This window comes from Ohtaekwangia kribbensis (assembly GCF_042676245.1).
GTDB classification, from domain to species: Bacteria; Bacteroidota; Bacteroidia; order Cytophagales; family Cyclobacteriaceae; genus Ohtaekwangia; species Ohtaekwangia kribbensis.
The window spans coordinates 188,756-206,861 of record NZ_JBHTKA010000004.1 but is presented as its reverse complement, the minus strand read 5'-3'; the positions used below and the strand labels follow the sequence as shown (position 1 = coordinate 206,861).

The 18,106-nt window shown below is 43.2% G+C and carries 18 protein-coding genes; 9 read left to right on the top strand and 9 right to left on the bottom strand.

Features of this window, described 5'->3' with window-relative positions; all coding sequences use genetic code 11:
- Positions 1-12 precede the first annotated feature (12 nt).
- Together ACFQ21_RS14095 and ACFQ21_RS14090 are read right to left on the bottom strand one after the other, a co-directional pair.
- Positions 13-576, bottom strand: a complete 564-nt coding sequence (locus ACFQ21_RS14095; RefSeq protein WP_377579868.1) for a DUF4142 domain-containing protein — start codon at positions 574-576, stop codon at positions 13-15.
- 26 nt (positions 577-602) lie between these two features.
- Positions 603-1,079, bottom strand: a complete 477-nt coding sequence (locus tag ACFQ21_RS14090; protein WP_377579866.1) for a ferritin-like domain-containing protein — start codon at positions 1,077-1,079, stop codon at positions 603-605.
- Between the two features lie 211 nt (positions 1,080-1,290).
- Between ACFQ21_RS14090 and ACFQ21_RS14085 the strand changes: the two genes are divergently transcribed.
- The 4 genes from ACFQ21_RS14085 to ACFQ21_RS14070 all read left to right on the top strand — a co-directional run bounded on the left by ACFQ21_RS14085 (position 1,291) and on the right by ACFQ21_RS14070 (position 3,552).
- Entirely contained in the window at positions 1,291-1,479 is a 189-nt protein-coding gene (locus ACFQ21_RS14085; RefSeq protein ID WP_377579865.1) for a hypothetical protein, read from the top strand.
- A 26-nt stretch (positions 1,480-1,505) separates the two neighbouring features.
- Positions 1,506-1,985 carry a DUF6232 family protein gene (locus ACFQ21_RS14080; protein WP_377579864.1) on the top strand — a complete coding sequence of 160 codons (480 nt, stop codon included), beginning with the start codon at positions 1,506-1,508 and terminating at the stop codon, positions 1,983-1,985.
- Between the two features lie 85 nt (positions 1,986-2,070).
- A complete protein-coding gene (locus tag ACFQ21_RS14075) occupies positions 2,071-3,063 on the top strand; it encodes an alpha/beta fold hydrolase (protein WP_377579863.1) in 993 nt (330 codons plus the stop codon).
- A 9-nt stretch (positions 3,064-3,072) separates the two neighbouring features.
- The gene (locus tag ACFQ21_RS14070) at positions 3,073-3,552 is read left to right on the top strand and encodes a CinA family protein (protein ID WP_377579862.1); all 480 of its coding nucleotides are present in this window, start codon (positions 3,073-3,075) and stop codon (positions 3,550-3,552) included.
- Positions 3,553-3,638: 86 nt separating this feature from the next.
- Here ACFQ21_RS14070 and ACFQ21_RS14065 read toward each other — a convergent pair whose 3' ends face one another.
- Both ACFQ21_RS14065 and ACFQ21_RS14060 read right to left on the bottom strand, forming a co-directional pair.
- Entirely contained in the window at positions 3,639-4,655 is a 1,017-nt protein-coding gene (locus ACFQ21_RS14065; RefSeq protein WP_377579861.1) for a BON domain-containing protein, read from the bottom strand.
- 142 nt (positions 4,656-4,797) lie between these two features.
- Positions 4,798-5,148 carry a response regulator gene (locus tag ACFQ21_RS14060; protein WP_377579860.1) on the bottom strand — a complete coding sequence of 117 codons (351 nt, stop codon included), beginning with the start codon at positions 5,146-5,148 and terminating at the stop codon, positions 4,798-4,800.
- Positions 5,149-5,377: 229 nt separating this feature from the next.
- On the opposite strand from ACFQ21_RS14060, the gene ACFQ21_RS14055 reads away from it, so the two are divergent.
- Entirely contained in the window at positions 5,378-5,839 is a 462-nt protein-coding gene (locus tag ACFQ21_RS14055; protein ID WP_377579859.1) for a hypothetical protein, read from the top strand.
- Positions 5,840-5,930: 91 nt separating this feature from the next.
- Here the strand turns inward: ACFQ21_RS14055 and ACFQ21_RS14050 are convergent, their stop codons facing one another.
- Both ACFQ21_RS14050 and ACFQ21_RS14045 read right to left on the bottom strand, forming a co-directional pair.
- A complete protein-coding gene (locus ACFQ21_RS14050) occupies positions 5,931-7,694 on the bottom strand; it encodes an OmpA family protein (protein ID WP_377579857.1) in 1,764 nt (587 codons plus the stop codon).
- 142 nt (positions 7,695-7,836) lie between these two features.
- Entirely contained in the window at positions 7,837-8,280 is a 444-nt protein-coding gene (locus ACFQ21_RS14045; RefSeq protein ID WP_377579855.1) for a cytochrome B, read from the bottom strand.
- Positions 8,281-8,393: 113 nt separating this feature from the next.
- Here ACFQ21_RS14045 and ACFQ21_RS14040 point away from each other — a divergent pair, with 113 nt between their 5' ends.
- From ACFQ21_RS14040 to ACFQ21_RS14025, 4 genes are all read left to right on the top strand, one after another.
- On the top strand, positions 8,394-9,341 hold the full coding sequence (locus ACFQ21_RS14040) for a hypothetical protein (protein WP_377579854.1): 948 nt from the start codon (positions 8,394-8,396) through the stop codon (positions 9,339-9,341).
- A 213-nt stretch (positions 9,342-9,554) separates the two neighbouring features.
- Positions 9,555-10,844, top strand: coding sequence for a DUF2157 domain-containing protein (locus tag ACFQ21_RS14035; RefSeq protein ID WP_377579852.1), 1,290 nt, complete (start codon positions 9,555-9,557; stop codon positions 10,842-10,844).
- Positions 10,845-10,848: 4 nt separating this feature from the next.
- Positions 10,849-11,427: a GDYXXLXY domain-containing protein gene (locus tag ACFQ21_RS14030; RefSeq protein ID WP_377579851.1), complete on the top strand. Its 579-nt coding sequence runs from the start codon at positions 10,849-10,851 to the stop codon at positions 11,425-11,427.
- Positions 11,428-11,539: 112 nt separating this feature from the next.
- Positions 11,540-12,691 (top strand): PQQ-dependent sugar dehydrogenase, encoded by a 1,152-nt coding sequence (locus ACFQ21_RS14025; protein WP_377579850.1) that lies wholly within the window; start codon positions 11,540-11,542, stop codon positions 12,689-12,691.
- A 195-nt stretch (positions 12,692-12,886) separates the two neighbouring features.
- Here ACFQ21_RS14025 and ACFQ21_RS14020 read toward each other — a convergent pair whose 3' ends face one another.
- The 3 genes from ACFQ21_RS14020 to ACFQ21_RS14010 form a co-directional block, all read right to left on the bottom strand.
- Positions 12,887-13,885, bottom strand: a complete 999-nt coding sequence (locus ACFQ21_RS14020; RefSeq protein ID WP_377579849.1) for an aldo/keto reductase — start codon at positions 13,883-13,885, stop codon at positions 12,887-12,889.
- 40 nt (positions 13,886-13,925) lie between these two features.
- On the bottom strand, positions 13,926-16,784 hold the full coding sequence (locus tag ACFQ21_RS14015; RefSeq protein ID WP_377579848.1) for a CHAT domain-containing tetratricopeptide repeat protein: 2,859 nt from the start codon (positions 16,782-16,784) through the stop codon (positions 13,926-13,928).
- 134 nt (positions 16,785-16,918) lie between these two features.
- The gene (locus ACFQ21_RS14010; RefSeq protein WP_377579847.1) at positions 16,919-17,842 is read right to left on the bottom strand and encodes a hydroxypyruvate isomerase family protein; all 924 of its coding nucleotides are present in this window, start codon (positions 17,840-17,842) and stop codon (positions 16,919-16,921) included.
- Positions 17,843-18,106: the final 264 nt, after the last annotated feature.

Below are 18,106 nucleotides of genomic sequence, written 5' to 3'. Positions count from 1 at the left end.
TTAAAGTGGTAATTATATACTTTGTTTACACGCTTTCACTTTGTTAAGGTGGGCGCGTAAGTCTGGTAATTTCTGATCAATTAATATTTTCAGATCAGCGTCTTTTGTTTTCTCAAGCCGCGATTCAAATTCACGGATGTTCTCTTCATGTTGATCAACCATCGCCTTGCACCACTCGCGATTGAATTCCTTAACATCGTCTTCTTTGGTAAGGTCTTCAATCTTTCGCTTCGCATCATCTTCTTCTTCACTGGGCACTGTAATGGCTTTCAGGCTGGCAAAAGTTTGCAGCTCTTCCAGCATTTTACTGTGTTCTTTCTCCAGTAGTTGGGCTACTTCTTTGATCTGTGTATTGTCTGATTTTTGCGCGGCCAGTTTTGCCAAAGTTATTTCAGCATAATTGGCGGCTACAGTCTCCGCTACAAAGTCAGCATCGTTCTCTTCTTTCTGATCGCTGAATTTTTCTTCGTTAGCTTCTGAGGCAATTTCATTTGTATCGGTAGATTCTTTTTTGCCACACGAAACGGCCATCATCCCGGCAAACACAAATGGTATAATTCTATGAACAACTTTCATCGCTTGCTGAATTAAATAGATATAGATCAATGTGTGTGCGCGTACTGATCGCGATAATTCTTGATCTTGTCGTGCGATTGCTTGATGGAACTGCGCTGACTCTCTACAAGAGTTCTTACGCCAACCGGCCACTCAAAGTTTTCGCTTAGTGCATCTTTGTAAGATTCAAGTGCGCGATCTTCGCCAAATTCACATAGCTGCAGGGCAGCCAGTACATCGTCTGTTGAAAATGTACTCTTTACATCCATCCACGCGCGGTATACATCGCCTGCTGCAGTTGTATCTTTCGCGGGAGTTCCTCCAAGACGCACTACAGCATCTGCTAAACTGCTTTTATACGATCGGCTGTCTTCAGCCATTTTTGAAAAGAGTGATTTAACTTCAAAGTCTGTAGTATCCTTGATCTCATCAGCCGCCTTTTGATATCCCTTTATACGATCAAGATTCGTGCGGATCAGGTCATTCAGTATACTGGTGACCCTTTCATTTTCATTCGTTTTCATAATTACAATTTTTTTAAGTACGATAACGGCCAGCACTTGCCGGCTTGCGATGAACGGTTCAAAAAAACATGCCATTACTATGCTAAATGAATACCCGAATATACTTTGGTTTTTGAGTAGGGTATGCCACAGCAAACTATATGCACGTTTAAACACTGTGAATAAATCCCACAAGTAGTAGAATGATTTTGAGGTGAAATGGGGAACGAGCATGTGTGAGGCAGCTGCGAATGCTATACTATATTTTATGTCGCATCCAGGTTCCTGCATGCGCTTCGCGACACAGTTTGTGGTACAATATACTCCGGTGCGTGAGGAATATTTTTCTCATCTGTGGCTCCAGGCATACGCGTACTATACCGAGAAACTAAAAGGCATAAATATTTTTACGCCTTCCTGAGAATTGAAATACTAAACTAAAATGTTATGATACCGGATAAGATTTTGTATACAGATGGACACGATGTAACGGTAACGGACTCTACGTTCCAGGTTAAAAATACATCGTATAGTTTGCGAGGAATTATCAAGCACGGGCTTCTTATTGTGAGGCCTCAGCGACTGCCCGGCATTTTGTTAATGCTCGCAGGTATAATTCTGACGTTCTGCGGATTCATGAATTTGTTTCCGATAAACGCATTCGGTGATATACGCTCCAATGGCGAGTATATTGACGCGAATGTTATTATGATGTGGGCTGGCGGCGCACTGTTCCTTATCGGTTTACTTATTATTGCACTGATCCGCGAACGCTATGCCGTACGTATTGCTACAGCAGAAGGTGAGAAAAATGCAGTGGTGAGCTATCGTAAAGAATATATAGCGCAGATTGTAAATGCATTGAACGAAGCGTTGCGATTTGCACGGCCCGGCTCCGGGCATTCATTTGTTGCTGTTAAAGATTAGCAAGCGAAGTATATTAGGTCTGTCCCGCACGTTATAGCGGGACAGATTTTTTTTGACTATAGTTTAATGCCGATCTGTTGAGTATATGGTAAGATTCATTACAGCTTCACTCATTATTCTTTTTGCGTATACCGCGTGGTGTCAGCCGGAGCCGAAGGAGCCACTGGGTTTGGCATTGGAGAATTTCAAATATCCGTTTCCGGTTCAATACTTGAAACTTCGTGTTCAGGGACAGGATGTAATAATGGCTTATATGGATGTAAAGCCGGTAGCCAACGCTAACGACAAAACTGTTTTATTACTGCACGGAAAGAATTTTTTCGGTGCCTATTGGGAACGCACCATTCGGTTTTTAGCGGGACAAGGATATCGTGTTATCGTTCCGGATCAGATCGGTTTCGGTAAATCTTCCAAAGCATCTATAATATATTCGTTTCAGCTTCTGGCAGAACAAACCAAGCATTTGCTCGACTCGCTTTCCATTTCAACCGTAGCGGTTGTAGGACACTCGATGGGCGGTATGCTGGCAACGCGGTTTACCTTAATGTACCCGGGAATGGTAAGTCATTTGATACTGGAGAACCCCATCGGACTTGAAGACTATAAAGTAAAGGTGCCGTATAGTTCTATCGAGAAAGAATATGAGAAGGAACTTAAAAAGACAGAAGCAGGCATACATAAATATCACGAAGCTTATTATGTAGTATGGAAACTTGAATACGAACCTTACGTACAAGTTCAATACCGCTGGACATTAAGTGCTGAGTATAATCGGCTGGCCTGGGTAAATGCACTCACCAGTCACATGATTTATACGCAACCCGTTGTATATGAATTTCAGAATATAAAGAGACCAACGTTGCTGATTATTGGCCAGGCTGATCGTACTTCACCGGGTAAAGAAGCACTGTCGGAAGAAGAACGAAAAACCGTAGGACAGTATCCGGCTCTGGGCAGAAAAGTAGCTGAGTCGATTACCGGTGCACATCTTATCGAGTTTGAAAATGTTGGTCATATACCACACTTGGAGAGTGCCGAACGATTCCAGCAGGCATTAAAAGATTTTATAGCGCAATAACCAAATGACATGTACGATCTGAAAGAAATTGCCGTCATCAAAGACTATATGTTGAAGAGCAACCAGACGGTAGCCGTAGCAGAAAGTGTTACGGCAGGTCATATACAGGCTGCCTTGTCGCAGGCAGAGTTTGCGCTTCAGTTTTTTCAGGGTGGTATTACAGCCTATAATTTAGCACAGAAGTATAAACATTTGCAGGTAGAGCCAATCCATGCACAACAATGTAATTGTGTGTCGGAGAAAGTAGTGATGGAGATGGCGGATAATGTATGCACACTTTTTAAAAGCGATTGGGGTATAGCTATAACGGGCTACGCAACACCAACGCCTGAGTTTTCGGTGGAGGAACCTTTTGCATTCTTTTCCTTTTCATTTCGCGGTAAAAACCTGGAAGTAAAACGCATCCACACATCCATAAATAATTCGTGGGAAGTTCAGCGTTTCTTTACAGAAGAAGTTATCAAAGAGTTTGCGTCATTGATCGTGTGAGCATACGTTTCAGGCAAAGTATATAATAAAAAGCATCCCGGTTATTTCAGCCGGGATGCTTTTTGCTTTTCAACGCGCTATATATACTAGCGCATCTCCGCTGTACTTGTTTTTCGGGAAGTGCCCGAAGTTGTTGTGCTTACGGAAGAAGAAGCATTGCCTTTATTCGAATTTTCAAAAATGCCTTCTGAAGATTTTACCCGAATTCGGTTCTCAACATTCTGAACACCGGAAACTCGTTCCGCTAAATCTTCAGCCCTGCGTTTGTCCATGCGGTCGTTTACAGAACCAATCAATGTGACTTCTCCATTGGCAACAACGATCTCAACCTCCGTAGCATCTATATAGGGATCGTCACCGAGGCGATCGCTGATGTCTTCTTTGATGCGTTCATCAGAACGTTTATAGCCTTTCGGTCCTTTGCCGCGATGCTGGCCGCTTCTCAGGCGATCCTGTTCGCGTCTGCGTTCAGCATCATCATCACCAAACCATGATGAAACCTCATCGCGACTTTTGTCCCACCAGCTGCGATCTTCATCCTGGTCGTCATCCTCAGATCGATAGCGATTATAGTTTCTATTATACGCACCGTAGTTACCGGAATTATAGCTTGTTCCGCCATAGCCACCATCTTCACGATTTCGCCTGTTGCGGTATATATCACTGTCGTAACTCATGTCATCATCCCAGTTACCGCGATGCTCACGGAAACGATCAGCGTCATAACCACTATTGCCATAACCACCTTCATAGCTTCCCCCACGATAGGTGTTGCGATTGCCATAGTAGTTTGAATCGAAATCTCGATCATATGGTATACGCGAATTTCTGCTTCCTGAATTACCCTGGCGATAGTCGCTGTCTACACGATTATAGCCGTACTGACTATATTGATTTTCCTTGCCGTAGGAAGGGCGCTGATAGCGTGCATTGTCAGGATAATATGATTCATTTCCATAGCGTCTTTCATTCTCATTCCATTCTGAATTTTCAGAGTAGCGACCTGTATGATAGCGATCTCCATAGTTGGAACCACGTGAACTACTTTCTTTGCCTGGCCAGTAGGTACGAGATCCTCTTTGCGCGCGATTGTAGTTTGCCATAAGTTAAAGTATTTTAAAAGTTGATAAATAAATTTCAAATGAAGAAGCGACAAAATCGTGCCTTTAGCGCATGAAGAAGTATGAGCATCGTGTTACTCACACCGTGCGCAGATGTCACAGGAATTACACACCTGAAAGTTTTTCAGACGAAAGAAGTAGACTCAAATATTTTATTGAGTTCTTCCATTACCAGTGGCTTTTCTAAAATGCGAAATGACGAAGCAGTTGTTTTAGGAACATGATATGCACTGATGAGATTAAGTTGTGCTCGCGGATAATTTAATCGTATATACTCTGATTTTCCCCAACCCAGGCCGTCTGGCAGATTGTTGTCGAGAAATATATAGTCCGGATCAACTTCATCAAGGATCTTCATTCCCTCTGCTAACGTAAGCGCATGATATACTTCACAATTTTTTCGCGTGAAAAAACTTTTCATGATAAAACCAAAATCCTGTTCATCATCAATCAGCAAAATTTTCTTGGTCTCCATGTTCTTGCATCCTATAAAACCCTACCAACATCAAATTCGGAACCATTGCAACTTAGGAAAGCAATGTAGAAGTGTATAAATGTGTATTTAACTACTCATCCGCACTTGTTTCTTTCAGTACAGGTAAAAAATGGAATGCTGTAGCACGAGAAGTATTTGTTTGAAATATATACCGGCGGATATGGTATAATAATAGACATGAAAACATAAATACAGCAGGAGGTATACCATGAGCGATGTGAAACAAAAAGTAAAACAATTTTTTCAGGCATACGAAGCCCGCTTTATGCGCGCGCTGCAAGGCGATAATAAAATAGAAGGTGCCGTAGATGATGTTGAAGGAACTGTAAATGCATTTGCAGAACATTTTATTGAAGCGAGTCCTGCCGGAGTGGTGGCCGGTAAGAATGATGATTCGTTTCGGAAAATGATTCCACAGGGAAATGAATTTTACCGAAGCATCGGTACACAACTGATGAAGATACGCGACATTGATGTTGCCGAGTTGAATGAACACCACGTAATGGCTACCGTTGAATGGGACTCGCGCTACAAACGAAAAGACGGAACAGAAATAGCCATCAGTTTTGAAGTAGTTTATTTGTTGCAACACATCGAAGGCGAGCTGAAAATATTTGCCTATATAACAGGAGATGAACAGCAGGCATTGCGCGAAGCGGAGTTGATCTGATGTTTTGAAAAAGAAATGTATATATACTTGCAGGAAGAAAAAAGAGCCGGTCGCTGACCGGCTCTTTGCGTATATATACTTTTGATGAAGCTTACTTCTTCACCACCGTAAACTCCACGCGTCTGTTGTTGGCGCGGCCTGCATCGCTATCATTGGTGTCGATTGGTTTACTTTCGCCATAGCCATGTGCGGTGAGGCGGTAACTTTCAATTCCCTGACTGATGAGATAATCTACCACAGCCTGCGAACGACCTTGTGAAAGATTGGCGTTATAGTCATCCGAACCTTTGTTATCCGTGTGCCCCGCAATTTCAATTTCAACTGTGCTGTTCTGTTTCAGGAAATCAACCACTTTATTAAGTTCTGTAAAAGACTCTTTCTTCAGCGTAGTCTTGTCGAAATCGAAGTATATATTTTTAAGACGCACTGTTACACCAATCTCGATCGGCAACAAGTATAAATCTCGAATGGCGGGAGAGAGTTCTTCACTTTCCAGTTGAACACTATCCGTTGAATTAAGATAACCTTCTGCAGAAGCAGTTATCATATACCAGCCGAGTTTCGGTACTTCTTTTTCATAGCTTCCGCGTGAAGCATCTACTTTGAAGTTTGTCTTGCGATCGTTGCGCAGTGTTATATCCAGTTTAGCCGCAATCTGCTTATCGGTTTTTTTATCGTATACATTACCGCTTACCAGTAATTTTTTAGCTACCGGTTTCAAGAGTATCTCGATAAATATGGTAGTATCTTTTTTGAGTACCGGTAATTTGAATGACTGCTCTTTCGGTATAAAACCTTCCGTACGCGCAGCGATGGTAAACGCCTGCATCTCCGGTGCCTTGGTGTCAAATTTACCTTGTGGGTTTGAACGCAGTGCGATTGGTTCGCGATCGGTAACTTTTATCTCAACGTTAGCCTGTAATGGTTCCTGTGTTTTTTCATTCAACACAACACCGGTTAACTGTACTTTGAATGTCTTCGGTACCAGTTGGTATAGATCGAGCTGTGCACCGTCCATAGCTTTGTTCGCGCGGCTGGTAAATACGTTGCCTGCGTTATCAATAGTAAAGTAGTAGTCTAGTGCACTGGTGTTGATAGGCTTGCCCATGTTAATAGGTTCAGACCAATTCATCCACGTATCATCCAGGCGTGTTGTTCTATATATATCAACACCACCTTGTCTGCCGGGCGATTGTCTTGCACTTGCGAAGTATAGTGTTTTTTGATCCGGTCCTATAAATGGTCCTACATCATCCAGTGTTGTGCTTAGTTTTAATTTCTCGGGTTTAGACCATGATCCGTTAGGCTGAACATGACTTGCGTAGAGATCGCTGTTCGGACTGTTTTCTTTTTCACTAAAATATATGATCATGTGCTTCATGTCGGCCGACATGCTTGCGCCATAAAAGCGACCCTGATTCATCGACTTGAAATCTTTTACATCCAGTTCGCGCAGGGAAGATCCGGTAACAATCGAGAAACCTTTTTCACCTTTGGTTCTTCCGCCTTTAATAAAAAGACTTCCATCCGGAAATACTGTGAACACCTGGTTGGAACGGTGAATGTTGAACGGATTGCGCAAGTGTTCGGCTTTACCCCAAACGCCATTGGCATCTTTCTTCGATACCCAGATGTCCTGTGTATCATCTTTACCCTGTGTGTTCTCCGGGTGGTCCTGAACAAAGAAGTAAAGCGTGTTGCCGTCCGGAGAAATTACCGGAGCAGCTTCGTGGTGAAACGTGTTTACATTCTTGTCCATTTTAACAAGCTCATAACGTTCCATCGGCTGTTGAGCCGTCTGGCCGAACACGCAAAAAGTGAGCAAAGTAAAAACGAGTAAAAGTGGGGTTTTCATGAAGGTTATTAATTAACGTTATTCAGAGTAAAGTTAAGACAATAAGAGCATTCGTAATACACAAAAAAACCGGGCAATTGCCCGGTTTGTCGATAGCCATACCGTTATTTTATAGCTTTATATGTAATTACTTACATTGATTTTACATCCGTATGCTGCCGATGATTTTGAGACCACCCTGCAGCACCACAGCGATAATGATAACCAGTGCGATCGTGTTGAAGATGAACAGACGTTTATGCTTGGCAACCGGATCACTCATACGTTTTGAAGTTGAACGTGCAATGGTTATGAGTACCACAGCGATGAGCATACCGGTGATATGTTCCACTGTCCAATAGCGTGTCATTTTATCACTCATGGTCTGACCGCCGAATTGTACAAACGGACTTACAAAATATAGCGCTAAGCCTGCGAGGAATTGAATGTGCGTAAAGATCAATAAGAAAAGGCTGAGCATGTTGTCTGCTTTTTCAAATGGCTTTTTGTTCATCAAGCCGATCAATGATTTGATGATCACTGCGATCAGTAACAACAATACGAGATAGCGAATGGATGAATGGGTATGTAATAATCCGGTATACATAAGCAGTTTAAATTTGCGTCCAAATTAACACGGCATTTCCAAAGTTCCGAACCTTTGATAACTTCTTTAAAACGGGCAAAACGTTTACCTTTGAGCTTCCTGATCTGCTTTACATGTTAAAATATTTTTTTGCTGTGTGTCTGGCGCTGATGCTGGCCACTGCGTATGCACAACAAGAACGCGTACCCGATACCGTAAAGGTGGGAGCGTATGTAATCAGTGTACACGATATCAACTTTCACGATAAAGAATATACCATTCGGTTCTGGCTGTGGTTTGTGTACGATAATGCTGACTTCGATTTTTCCAAACAACTCGACATTCCCAATGCGAAAGAAATAGAGCCACCCGATATCATTGTTGATAGTGTGGAAGGTAAATCGTGGGCGATCATGAAAATGAAATGTACCATGAAAGAGAAGTGGGATGTACAGGATTTTCCCTTCGACCAGCAACACCTGAAAGTACAGATCGAGAACGCATTGTTTGATAACCGGAGTCTTGTATTTGTGCCCGACCTGAAAGGAAGCCGATTTGATGAAAAGGAAGCGATCGATGGCTGGACGATCAAAAACTTTCAGGTACTAAGCAAGAGTAACGATTATGAGACAGGCTTTGGTGATTCAACGGTGACCGGCCAAGTGTTCTCCACGTTTAACATCGAAATGGATATTGAACGCAATGCCTGGGGATTGTTCATGAAGATCTTCATTGGTATGTATATAGCGTTTCTCATTGCTATAGTAAGTTTTACGCCACATCCTTCCGAGCTGGAACCTCGGTTCGGTTTGCCTGTGGGTGGTTTGTTTGCAGCCGTTGGTAACAAGTATATTATTGATTCCGTATTGCCGGAGTCGTCTACGTTTACCCTGGTAGACACACTGCATGCGTTTACCTTCTTTGCTATTTTTATGACACTGGTAGTTTCTGCCATTGCGCTGAAGTATCATGACAGCGGGCGTACAGAGGCTGCGTTGCGTGTGAACAGAATTGGTTCCAGAATAGTAGTAGTGTCCTATATTTTCGCGAACTTGATCGCAGTTGTATTAGCCTTACGTTGAATAAAACATACGCTATAAAAAATGTATCAGCTGAAGTTGCGCCGATGTTAGTTGTGATGCTAAGAATAAAATTTTTTACGTTCCAAACTTTCTATGGCAACAGTGTAACGGCTTATACGTTTCAGAAGTAAATATTAACTCGTAACTTATACCCTGTCAAACCGCAATATATCCGGTATATGCTACGTTTTGCAAATACCGATACCCTGCTATATGAGTAAACCTGTCCTGAAAGATCTGCCCGAGCTTGTTGCAGCCAATGTTATAACCGAAGAGACTGCACAGCGGATACGAGCCTTCTATCAACAAAAGGAAGAGCATGCACCAAATCGTTTGGTTATAGTCTTCGGTATCCTGGGAGCATTGCTCGTGGGGTTGGGTATTATTCTGATCATCGCTCACAACTGGGATATACTCAGTAAAGTACCCAAGCTTGGTATAGCGTTATTGCCTTTGCTTATCGGGCAGGCGGTTTGTGGTTTTGTGCTGCTTCGTAAATCGGACAGCACGGCATGGCGGGAGGGAGCTGCTACATTTCTTTTCCTGGCGATTGCGGCCAGTATTTCCATCGTAAGCCAGGTATATAATATCGAAGGTACCCTGTACGGCTTTTTGTTTTTGTGGATGATCGTGGCCTTGCCGGTAATCTATGTCATGCGCTCATCGCTGGCTTCGTTACTCTATATGGTGGGTATAACCTGGTATGTATGCGACTTGAGTTATTTTCAATATTCGGATACTATAGCGTGGTGGTATTGGTTATTACTTGCGTTAGTGCTTCCGCGTTACTATATCTTATACAAAGAGCGTATTCAAAGTAATTTCTTCGCGTTTCATTCCTGGTTTATTGCATTATCGGTTACGGTGGTGCTGGGTATGTTCAGTGGTATGCTCCGGGAATTAATCTTGGCGGTATATATCAATGTGTTCTGTGTTTTTATTCTCATCGGGCAGATTGAAAAGATTCGCGAACGCAGGCTTATCAGCAACGGGTTCCTGGTAACAGGAAGCCTCGGGCTAATATCGTTACTACTCTTTATGAGCTTTGAATGGTTCTGGACGGAAGTGTTTAACGATAGTGTATACCGCGTTGCCCTGCAACACGCATATCCGTACTGGGTCACATTTGCTATGGCTGTTATGTTGCTGATCGTGTTAGGAGTGAGACAATCTTTTACATCGATCAATGCCAAGAGTTATGCTTTTGCGGTAGTACTGATATTGATGCTTGTAAGTTATCAACTGCCATTGCTGGCCAGGGTATTGGACAATATACTCTTGTTTGCCTTTGGAGTGTTTACCATTCGCGATGGTGCGAGACAAAATAAACTTAGCCTGCTGAATTACGGTTTGTTAATACTTACGGCATTAATTATCTGTCGCTTCTTCGATCTCGATATGAGTTTTGTAGCACGTGGTTTACTTTTTGTGCTGGTAGGAGCAGGCTTCTTCATTGCCAACATCTGGATGGTTAAAAGACGTAAGCAGGAATTGAACGCATAGCATCATGAAAAAGATTATACTTCCGTTATTTATAGTGATGTGTCTGGTGCAGTGGTATGTGCCTGCCAAAATGATTGTTGATCAGGAAGCCGTTCTCAGTGAAGGCAAGGTATATAAATTCAAGACAGCGCCTGTTGATCCGGCTGATCCGTTTAGGGGTAAATATATAGTGCTCAGTTTTGCCGAGAATCATTTTAAGGTGAAGGACTACAATGAGTGGTTAAATGTTCATGATATATATGTATCACTCACCGACTCGGCAGGCTTTGCGAGAATTCGTAACGTTTCTGTAACCGAGCCGCAGGATGAAGACTATGTAAAGGCACGCGTTGATTTTGTGTCAACGTACGAGCCCTATGCCGTGTGGATCGAATACCCGTTCGATCGTTTTTACCTGGAAGAATCGAAAGCCAGTGAAGCGGAAAAGATATACTGGGAATCGCAACGGAATGATTCAACACAGATTGCCTATGCCGTGGTGAGTGTACGCAATGGCGAGGCAGCGCTGACGGATGTCAGGATCAACGATAGAAGCATTGTGGACATCGTAGCCGAGATTAATCAGGAGCAATCGTCCGATTGACAGGTAAACTCTTCCTTTCGTCAAAAAGGTTGTAAGACAGCATTGGTGCCTTACTGACTTCTGCTATCTTCACTCCCTTAATCCAACTATATACTTGTACAAATACACATCTATGACCCTAAAAAAAGGAATTGTATATGCGTTACTGATCGCATCGGTGGTGGCGTGCTCAGAGAAAAACGGAACTGAACACCCGGACACAGCAACACCAGTCGCTACTGTAATTGAATCTGAAAAATTAAAATTCACGATTGACACATTGACGGATAAATTGGACAACCCGTGGGGAATGGCCTTTTTACCCGATGGAAGAATTCTGGTAACGGAAAAGAAAGGTGAGATCCGAATTATAAAGGATGGTAAATTACTCGATGAGAAAATTGAAAATGTACCGGCCGTATACGATCATGGTCAGGGCGGTTTGTTAGATATAGCCTTGCACCCTGATTATACAACCAATGGCTGGATATATTTAAGTTATGCAAAACCCGGTGAAGGTGGTGGCGGTACAACCATTGCCAGAACTAAACTGAATGGTAATGCCTTTATCGAATTTAAAGAATTATTCTCAGCGCAACCTTTCGTTGACTCTGAAGTACACTTTGGTTCGCGCATTGTGTTTGATGGAAAAGGACATATATTCTTTTCGTCAGGGGAGCGTGGTACTAAAGAGAACGCACAGAACCTTGGCAATCACCTCGGAAAAGTGCTACGCTTAAATGAAGATGGTACTGTCCCAACTGACAATCCATTTGTAAATAAAGCCGGAGCTAAACCTGAAATATGGAGCTACGGACATCGCAATCCTCAGGGGTTGGTATATAACATTACAACGGGTGAGCTATGGGACGTAGAGCACGGTCCGAAAGGTGGTGACGAACTAAATAAAGTTGAAGCTGGTAAAAATTATGGGTGGCCTGTTATTACCTACGGTATAAATTACGATGGCACTCCGATAACCGACATCACCAAGAAAGATGGTATGGAACAACCGGTATGGTATTGGGTTCCCTCCATCGCTACTTGCGGCATGGCCCAAGTTATCAGCGATATATACCCGAACTGGAAAAACAACTTCCTGGTAGGCGCACTGGCACAAACCCATATATCACGTGTAGAAGTTGACAACGGTAAATATGTAAAACACGAAAGACTTCTTGAGAAAGTAGGCCGCGTACGCATGGTAAAGCAAGGACCTGATGGGTACATATATATTGCCACGCAGAGCCCGGGGATGATAGTGAAGATCGTACCTGCGAATTAAACTAGCTGCTAGCTGCCAGATTTGAGCTTCGAGTTTTAAAAAGAGGAGTTACTGAATGAAAAGTAGCTCCTCTTTTTTTGGGCTGCAGGCTTCAGGCTGGTAGCCTCTGGTTGTTACAACTATATTCAATGTAACTGCTACTAACGAATATATATATGTATTTTTTCTTGTCGTAACTCAAAGCTCGCAGCTATTTCAAAGGTCTGCAAGTACGAACTCACTCGCAGCCTTGTCGATTATTTTCAGCTCTTCATCTGTGAGTCTGAATTCAAGTGCTTTTACGTTTTCTTTTACCTGGTTCTCGTCTCGTGCACCCACCAGTACGCAGTCCATGGCAGGTTGGCGCGTTGTCCAGTTGATGACGAGTTGAGATAGCGTTGCTTCGTGTGCATCTGCTATAGGTTTTATTTTCTGTAGCAATGCGTTGGCGCGATTTATATTTTCGGCAGTATAGAATTTGTTGTTCTCGCGTGTATCGCCTTCACCAAATTTATAGCCAGGTTTTATTTTGCCGGAGAGTAAGCCGCGCTGCAGCGGGCTGTAGGGAACTATACTCAATCCTTTTTGCAAGGCTTGGGGTACTACATCTTTTTCGATGCCGCGGTTTATCATGCTATAGGGAACCTGGTTCGAAGCTAGCTTTACAGTCTTAAGAGCTTCATCAACCTGCTCGGTGTTATAGTTACAAACACCGGCTGCGCGTACTTTACCTTGCTCTATCAATTTAGCAACGGCACCCATCGTTTCTCCTATAGGCGTTGTTGCATCCGACCAGTGTATTTGTAACAAGTCGATATAGTCGGTCTTTAATCTTCGTAAACTGTCCTCACATTCTTTAATTACCTTGGCAGCTCCCGAGTAACGGTATACTTTCAGTGGTTTACCTTGATTGTCGGTTGTGTCGAAGAAGAATTCGCCCTGGTCGGTTTCCCAGTTCAAACCATATTTAGTCAGTATCTGGTATTTATCGCGCGGTATACCCTGCAACGCTTTGCCTACGAGTTCTTCACTGCGACCGAAGCCATATACCGGTGCTGTATCAATGGTAGTCATGCCGAGATCATACGAAGCACGTATCGCGCGTAATGCAGCACTCTCTTCGGCTCCTCCCCACATCCATCCGCCAACAGCCCATGCACCAAATGCCATCGGGGTAACTTTTACTGACGAGCTTCCTAGTTTTTTAAATTCCATCTTTTACGTGTTTATGTGTGTATGTTGTTACGTGTTTACGTTACATGCCCATCATGACGAAGGCGCCCCAGTAGTAGGGATCTTTATATTTAGTCATGAGTTGCAGTTGGGCTTGCTTGAAGGCTTTTTGTTTGTTGCCGAGTTTTAGCCAACTGGTATAAAAATTACTCATCAGTTGTTGGGTGGCGGCATCGTCTACTTTCCAGAGACTCATGATCAGTGCATCGGCACCGGCTACCAGAAATGCGCGCTGCAGTCCGTATACTCCTTCACCTGCTTTTACATCACCAAGTCCGGTTTCGCATGCACTTAATACAATCAGGTCGGTTCCTTCTAAATTTAGGTTCATCGCTTCATAAGCAGTAAGTATACCGTTGTCGTTACTGTCCAGGTCTGGCGTTCGTTTACCGCTCACTGTTCCGGATGCTCCTGTTAATAACAAGCCCGAACGAAGTAAAGGATTGTCGTTGGCATTTTCAAGATGTATACCAAAGGCAGCACCACTGCTTTCTATATCTTTCAGAAAATATCCATGCGTGGCAATGTGTACAAGGGTAGGGGCTTTGATTGCTTTCAGGTTCTTCTCAGTGGCAGTCTTTTGTGTATACTGTGTTACCTGGTAGCCTGATGTTTTTAATACTTTGGCTATATTATCAATCTCTACTTTGGTCCCCGGTAATGCTGCTATATCTCCGGCTCCGTAATCCGGAAACCCTAACAATGTAGCATTCTTTTTGGGCGCTTTTGCTTTCTTGCTCTTCAGTGCAATGAGATCTTTAGAGTTACCCAGAATGACGAGGTCATAACGATTGATGATATAATCGGCACCTGGTTTTTTTAGTGTATTGAGGTTGATCTGGTTATAGGCGCCATCAGGAGATATATAGATTAGTCTCTTTCCTTTCAACTCGGGCTCGATACGCGCCCAGTATTGATCGTACGAGTATTCATCGGCTATACGTTGCTGTACTGCGTTACGATAAAATTTAGCATAGCGTGTATCGAGTTGTGTGCCATTGTCTAGCACAATCAGTTTGGGTACTTCCGTTGCTTTCGTTACGACAAGCGCAAGGTAGCGGGCGTCATTCTCAAACTTCTGGTCGTACCTGGCAACGCGTATAATTTCTACGACAGCTTCCGTATCTGTGAGCAGAGCTTTGATCTGATCCACACTTATTTTTTTAGCAGAGTACCCTGAAGAGAAATCGCCTGAGCGTTCGGATAACTTTCTTTCCATCGCATTGGCTGCACGTTCAAGCGAATCGAGATTTATACTCTGTTGTTTTAATTCCTGCTTGGAGTAAGCATATAAACGTGCGAGTGTCTCCTTCTGGTCAAGCCACGTACGGTAATCTTTAATAAGCTGCGCATCTTTACTGGAAAGAATCGCCTGCTTTACTTTATTGGTTGAGTTAAGGAGTAATGCTTTGGTGGCGATCTGGTAATCGTAAAGTGCTTCAATAATGTGTATATTATCCTCACTGCCTTCTATAGCAAAATTATAGAATCGCTGAAACCGTGGCGAGAGTATATCCCAGTACTTGGTTTTCTCTGCTTCGCTCATCGGCGGGAAATACGTGTTGATGAAGTTCAGCGATTTGTCCATTACATCGCGGTACATCATGAACGCACTTTCCCAGGTTTTACGTTTCCAGTAAAGTATAGCCAGGTCTTCCTGCGACTGTACGTATAGCGGGTGATTCTTGCCCAACGTTGTCTCACGAATGGCCAGAGCTTTCTGTAACAACGGATCAGCATCGGTATATTTGGTTTTATAGCGATAAAAGTTACCGAGGTCGCTGATGGCTTTGGCGTATGCCGGGTTTTCTTCGTTGAAGTTGGATTTATAGATAGCGGCCGAACGTTTCAGAAGATCTTCTACTTTATCTTCTTTATTCATGACCATATATAGCGCGGCCTGGTTGTTGAGCATGGCAGCATAGTCAGGACTGTTTTTGCCGAGCCTTTTCTCCATGCCCAGGTATATAGTTTCTGCTTCCGGATATTTACCCATCTGCTGATATAGCAGGGCGAGGTTTGCCAGGAACTTTAAATGATTTCTGGATTTACTGCTTTGAAGTCTTTCAGCAATCGCAATTGCTTCCTTTAGAATTTTCTCAGCTTCTTCAAATCTACCAATAGCCTGAAAGAGCATAGCCTGGTTGTTCAATGCTATAGCATAAGGCATCGCTGCCTGCAGGTTGTTTGCCTTCATAATGCCGAGCGATGCCTCAAAATCGTTCTCTGCTTCGTTGTAGCGTGCGAGATTATACTTTAGCACTCCGTAATTGTTGAGTGATGCCGCCACACTGGTATTGTTGTCGCCATATTTAGTCTTGCGCATGGTGAGCGCTTCCACCGTAAACTCTTCAGCCTGGGTAAAGCGACCCATGGTGGCATATAGTAATCCCTGGTTGGAGATAGTTTTGAGATAACCTATATCTTCTTTCAGACTTGCTTTTTCGTACGCAAGCTTGGCGGCTATAAATTTTTTCTCGGCAAGCGTAAATTTTCCATTGGCATACCATACCTCGCCGGCTTCGCGATGAAAGCGGGCAAGTTCGGCATCCGATAGTTCTTCATTTTTTAAGTATGATGATGTGAGCGATACGGCCGATGTAAAGCGAGCGGCTGTCTCACCTTTTTCTTTTACATCGAACAAGGCAGCATTATCGCTTAACAGAATGGCGTAGTCAAAATCAGAAGAGTCGAACTCGGCACGGGCCCGCTCCATGTCTTTCATGGCGAGGTTAAACAGCTTATCGCGGTTCTCTTTGGTGTTAAGACTTTTACCAACATCGGTAGCCGCTTTCTTCAGGTCTTTCAGAATTTGTGCGTATAGCGGAGTGGTCCAGGAGAGTATAATAAAAATAGCTGCGACAGTAGAGGTTCGCTTCATGGGTATGGGTGTTAATCACTCGAATTTAACTAAAATGAAGTGGCAGGGTTTCAGGAGCCGAAAAGAAAAGTTTGCCCCCATAAGCGTGTAGCCCTATAGATGCAAGGTGCAGCATCTATAGGGCAGAATATATCTTAAAAAGTATCTACTTCACGATAGGCTTTGATGAGTGCGAGTTCACCCTCTTTGCCTGACTTCGCTATACCGTGTTCCATGCCCCACACGCCCCGGTAGCCTTTATCGTAAACATGCTTGAATATGTTCTTATAGTTGATCTCTCCGGTGGTAGGTTCTTTGCGTCCCGGGTTATCACCGATCTGAAAGTATGCGATCTCATCCCAGCAACGATCTATATTGTTAATGATGTTGCCTTCGTTACGCTGCATGTGATAAACATCATATAATATTTTACATGCCGGACTGTTCACCGCTTTGCATAACTCGTAGGTCTGGTCGGAGTAACGCATGAATAACTCCGGAGTATCACTTAGTGGTTCAAGTACCATCACGAGACCATGCGGTTCAAAAATTTCAGCGCCTCTGCGAAGGGCATCTACTACATTGGCCGTTTGTATACCTATAGGAATGTTGCGCTCAAAAAATCCCGGAACAACGGTCATCCATTTGCCATTTACACGCTTGGCTAATTCCACACAAGCCTTGCAGGTCTTTATAAAATTATCTTTGAATTCCTGCTTGCCTGTTGTTAAAGATACTTTCCAGTTGTCGCCACCATCTACAACGAACACGCCCATTACCATGTTAAGCTTGGCTAATGTAGCACCAATCTTATCCTGCTCTTCCTTGGAGCGCTTCAGCATACCGTTGTCTTCAATACTGCGGAAGCCCTGGTCGTACATGAATTTTATCTGATCGACAAAATCTTTACCGGCATGGTTGGCAAACATTCCATCGTGGGGTGCATAGTTACACTTGAATGTTCTTTCAGCTGGTGATAACGATGCGCGATCAGTTGCTGCTCCGGCAAAAGCACTTCCTAATGCTGTGGATGCTACTGCGGTTGTAAGACCATTCTTCAGAAAGTTTCTCCTTTTCATAGGGTGTTGGTTGATGGATTGGAAAATTAGAAAATTGGAAAATTGAAAGATTGTTTTGTCTATAGGTGTTGAGTTTGTTCAATATAAACAATCTCTCCATTTGAAGATTGGAAAATTATAGGATTGGAAGATTGGAAGATTGGAAGATTGGAAGATTGGAAGATTGGAAGATTTATCTTCCCAATAGCCTGTATTTAAATTTTATAATTTTTCAATCTTCCAATAAAAAGAAAAGCCAACCCTATACGAGCTGGCTTCGAAAAT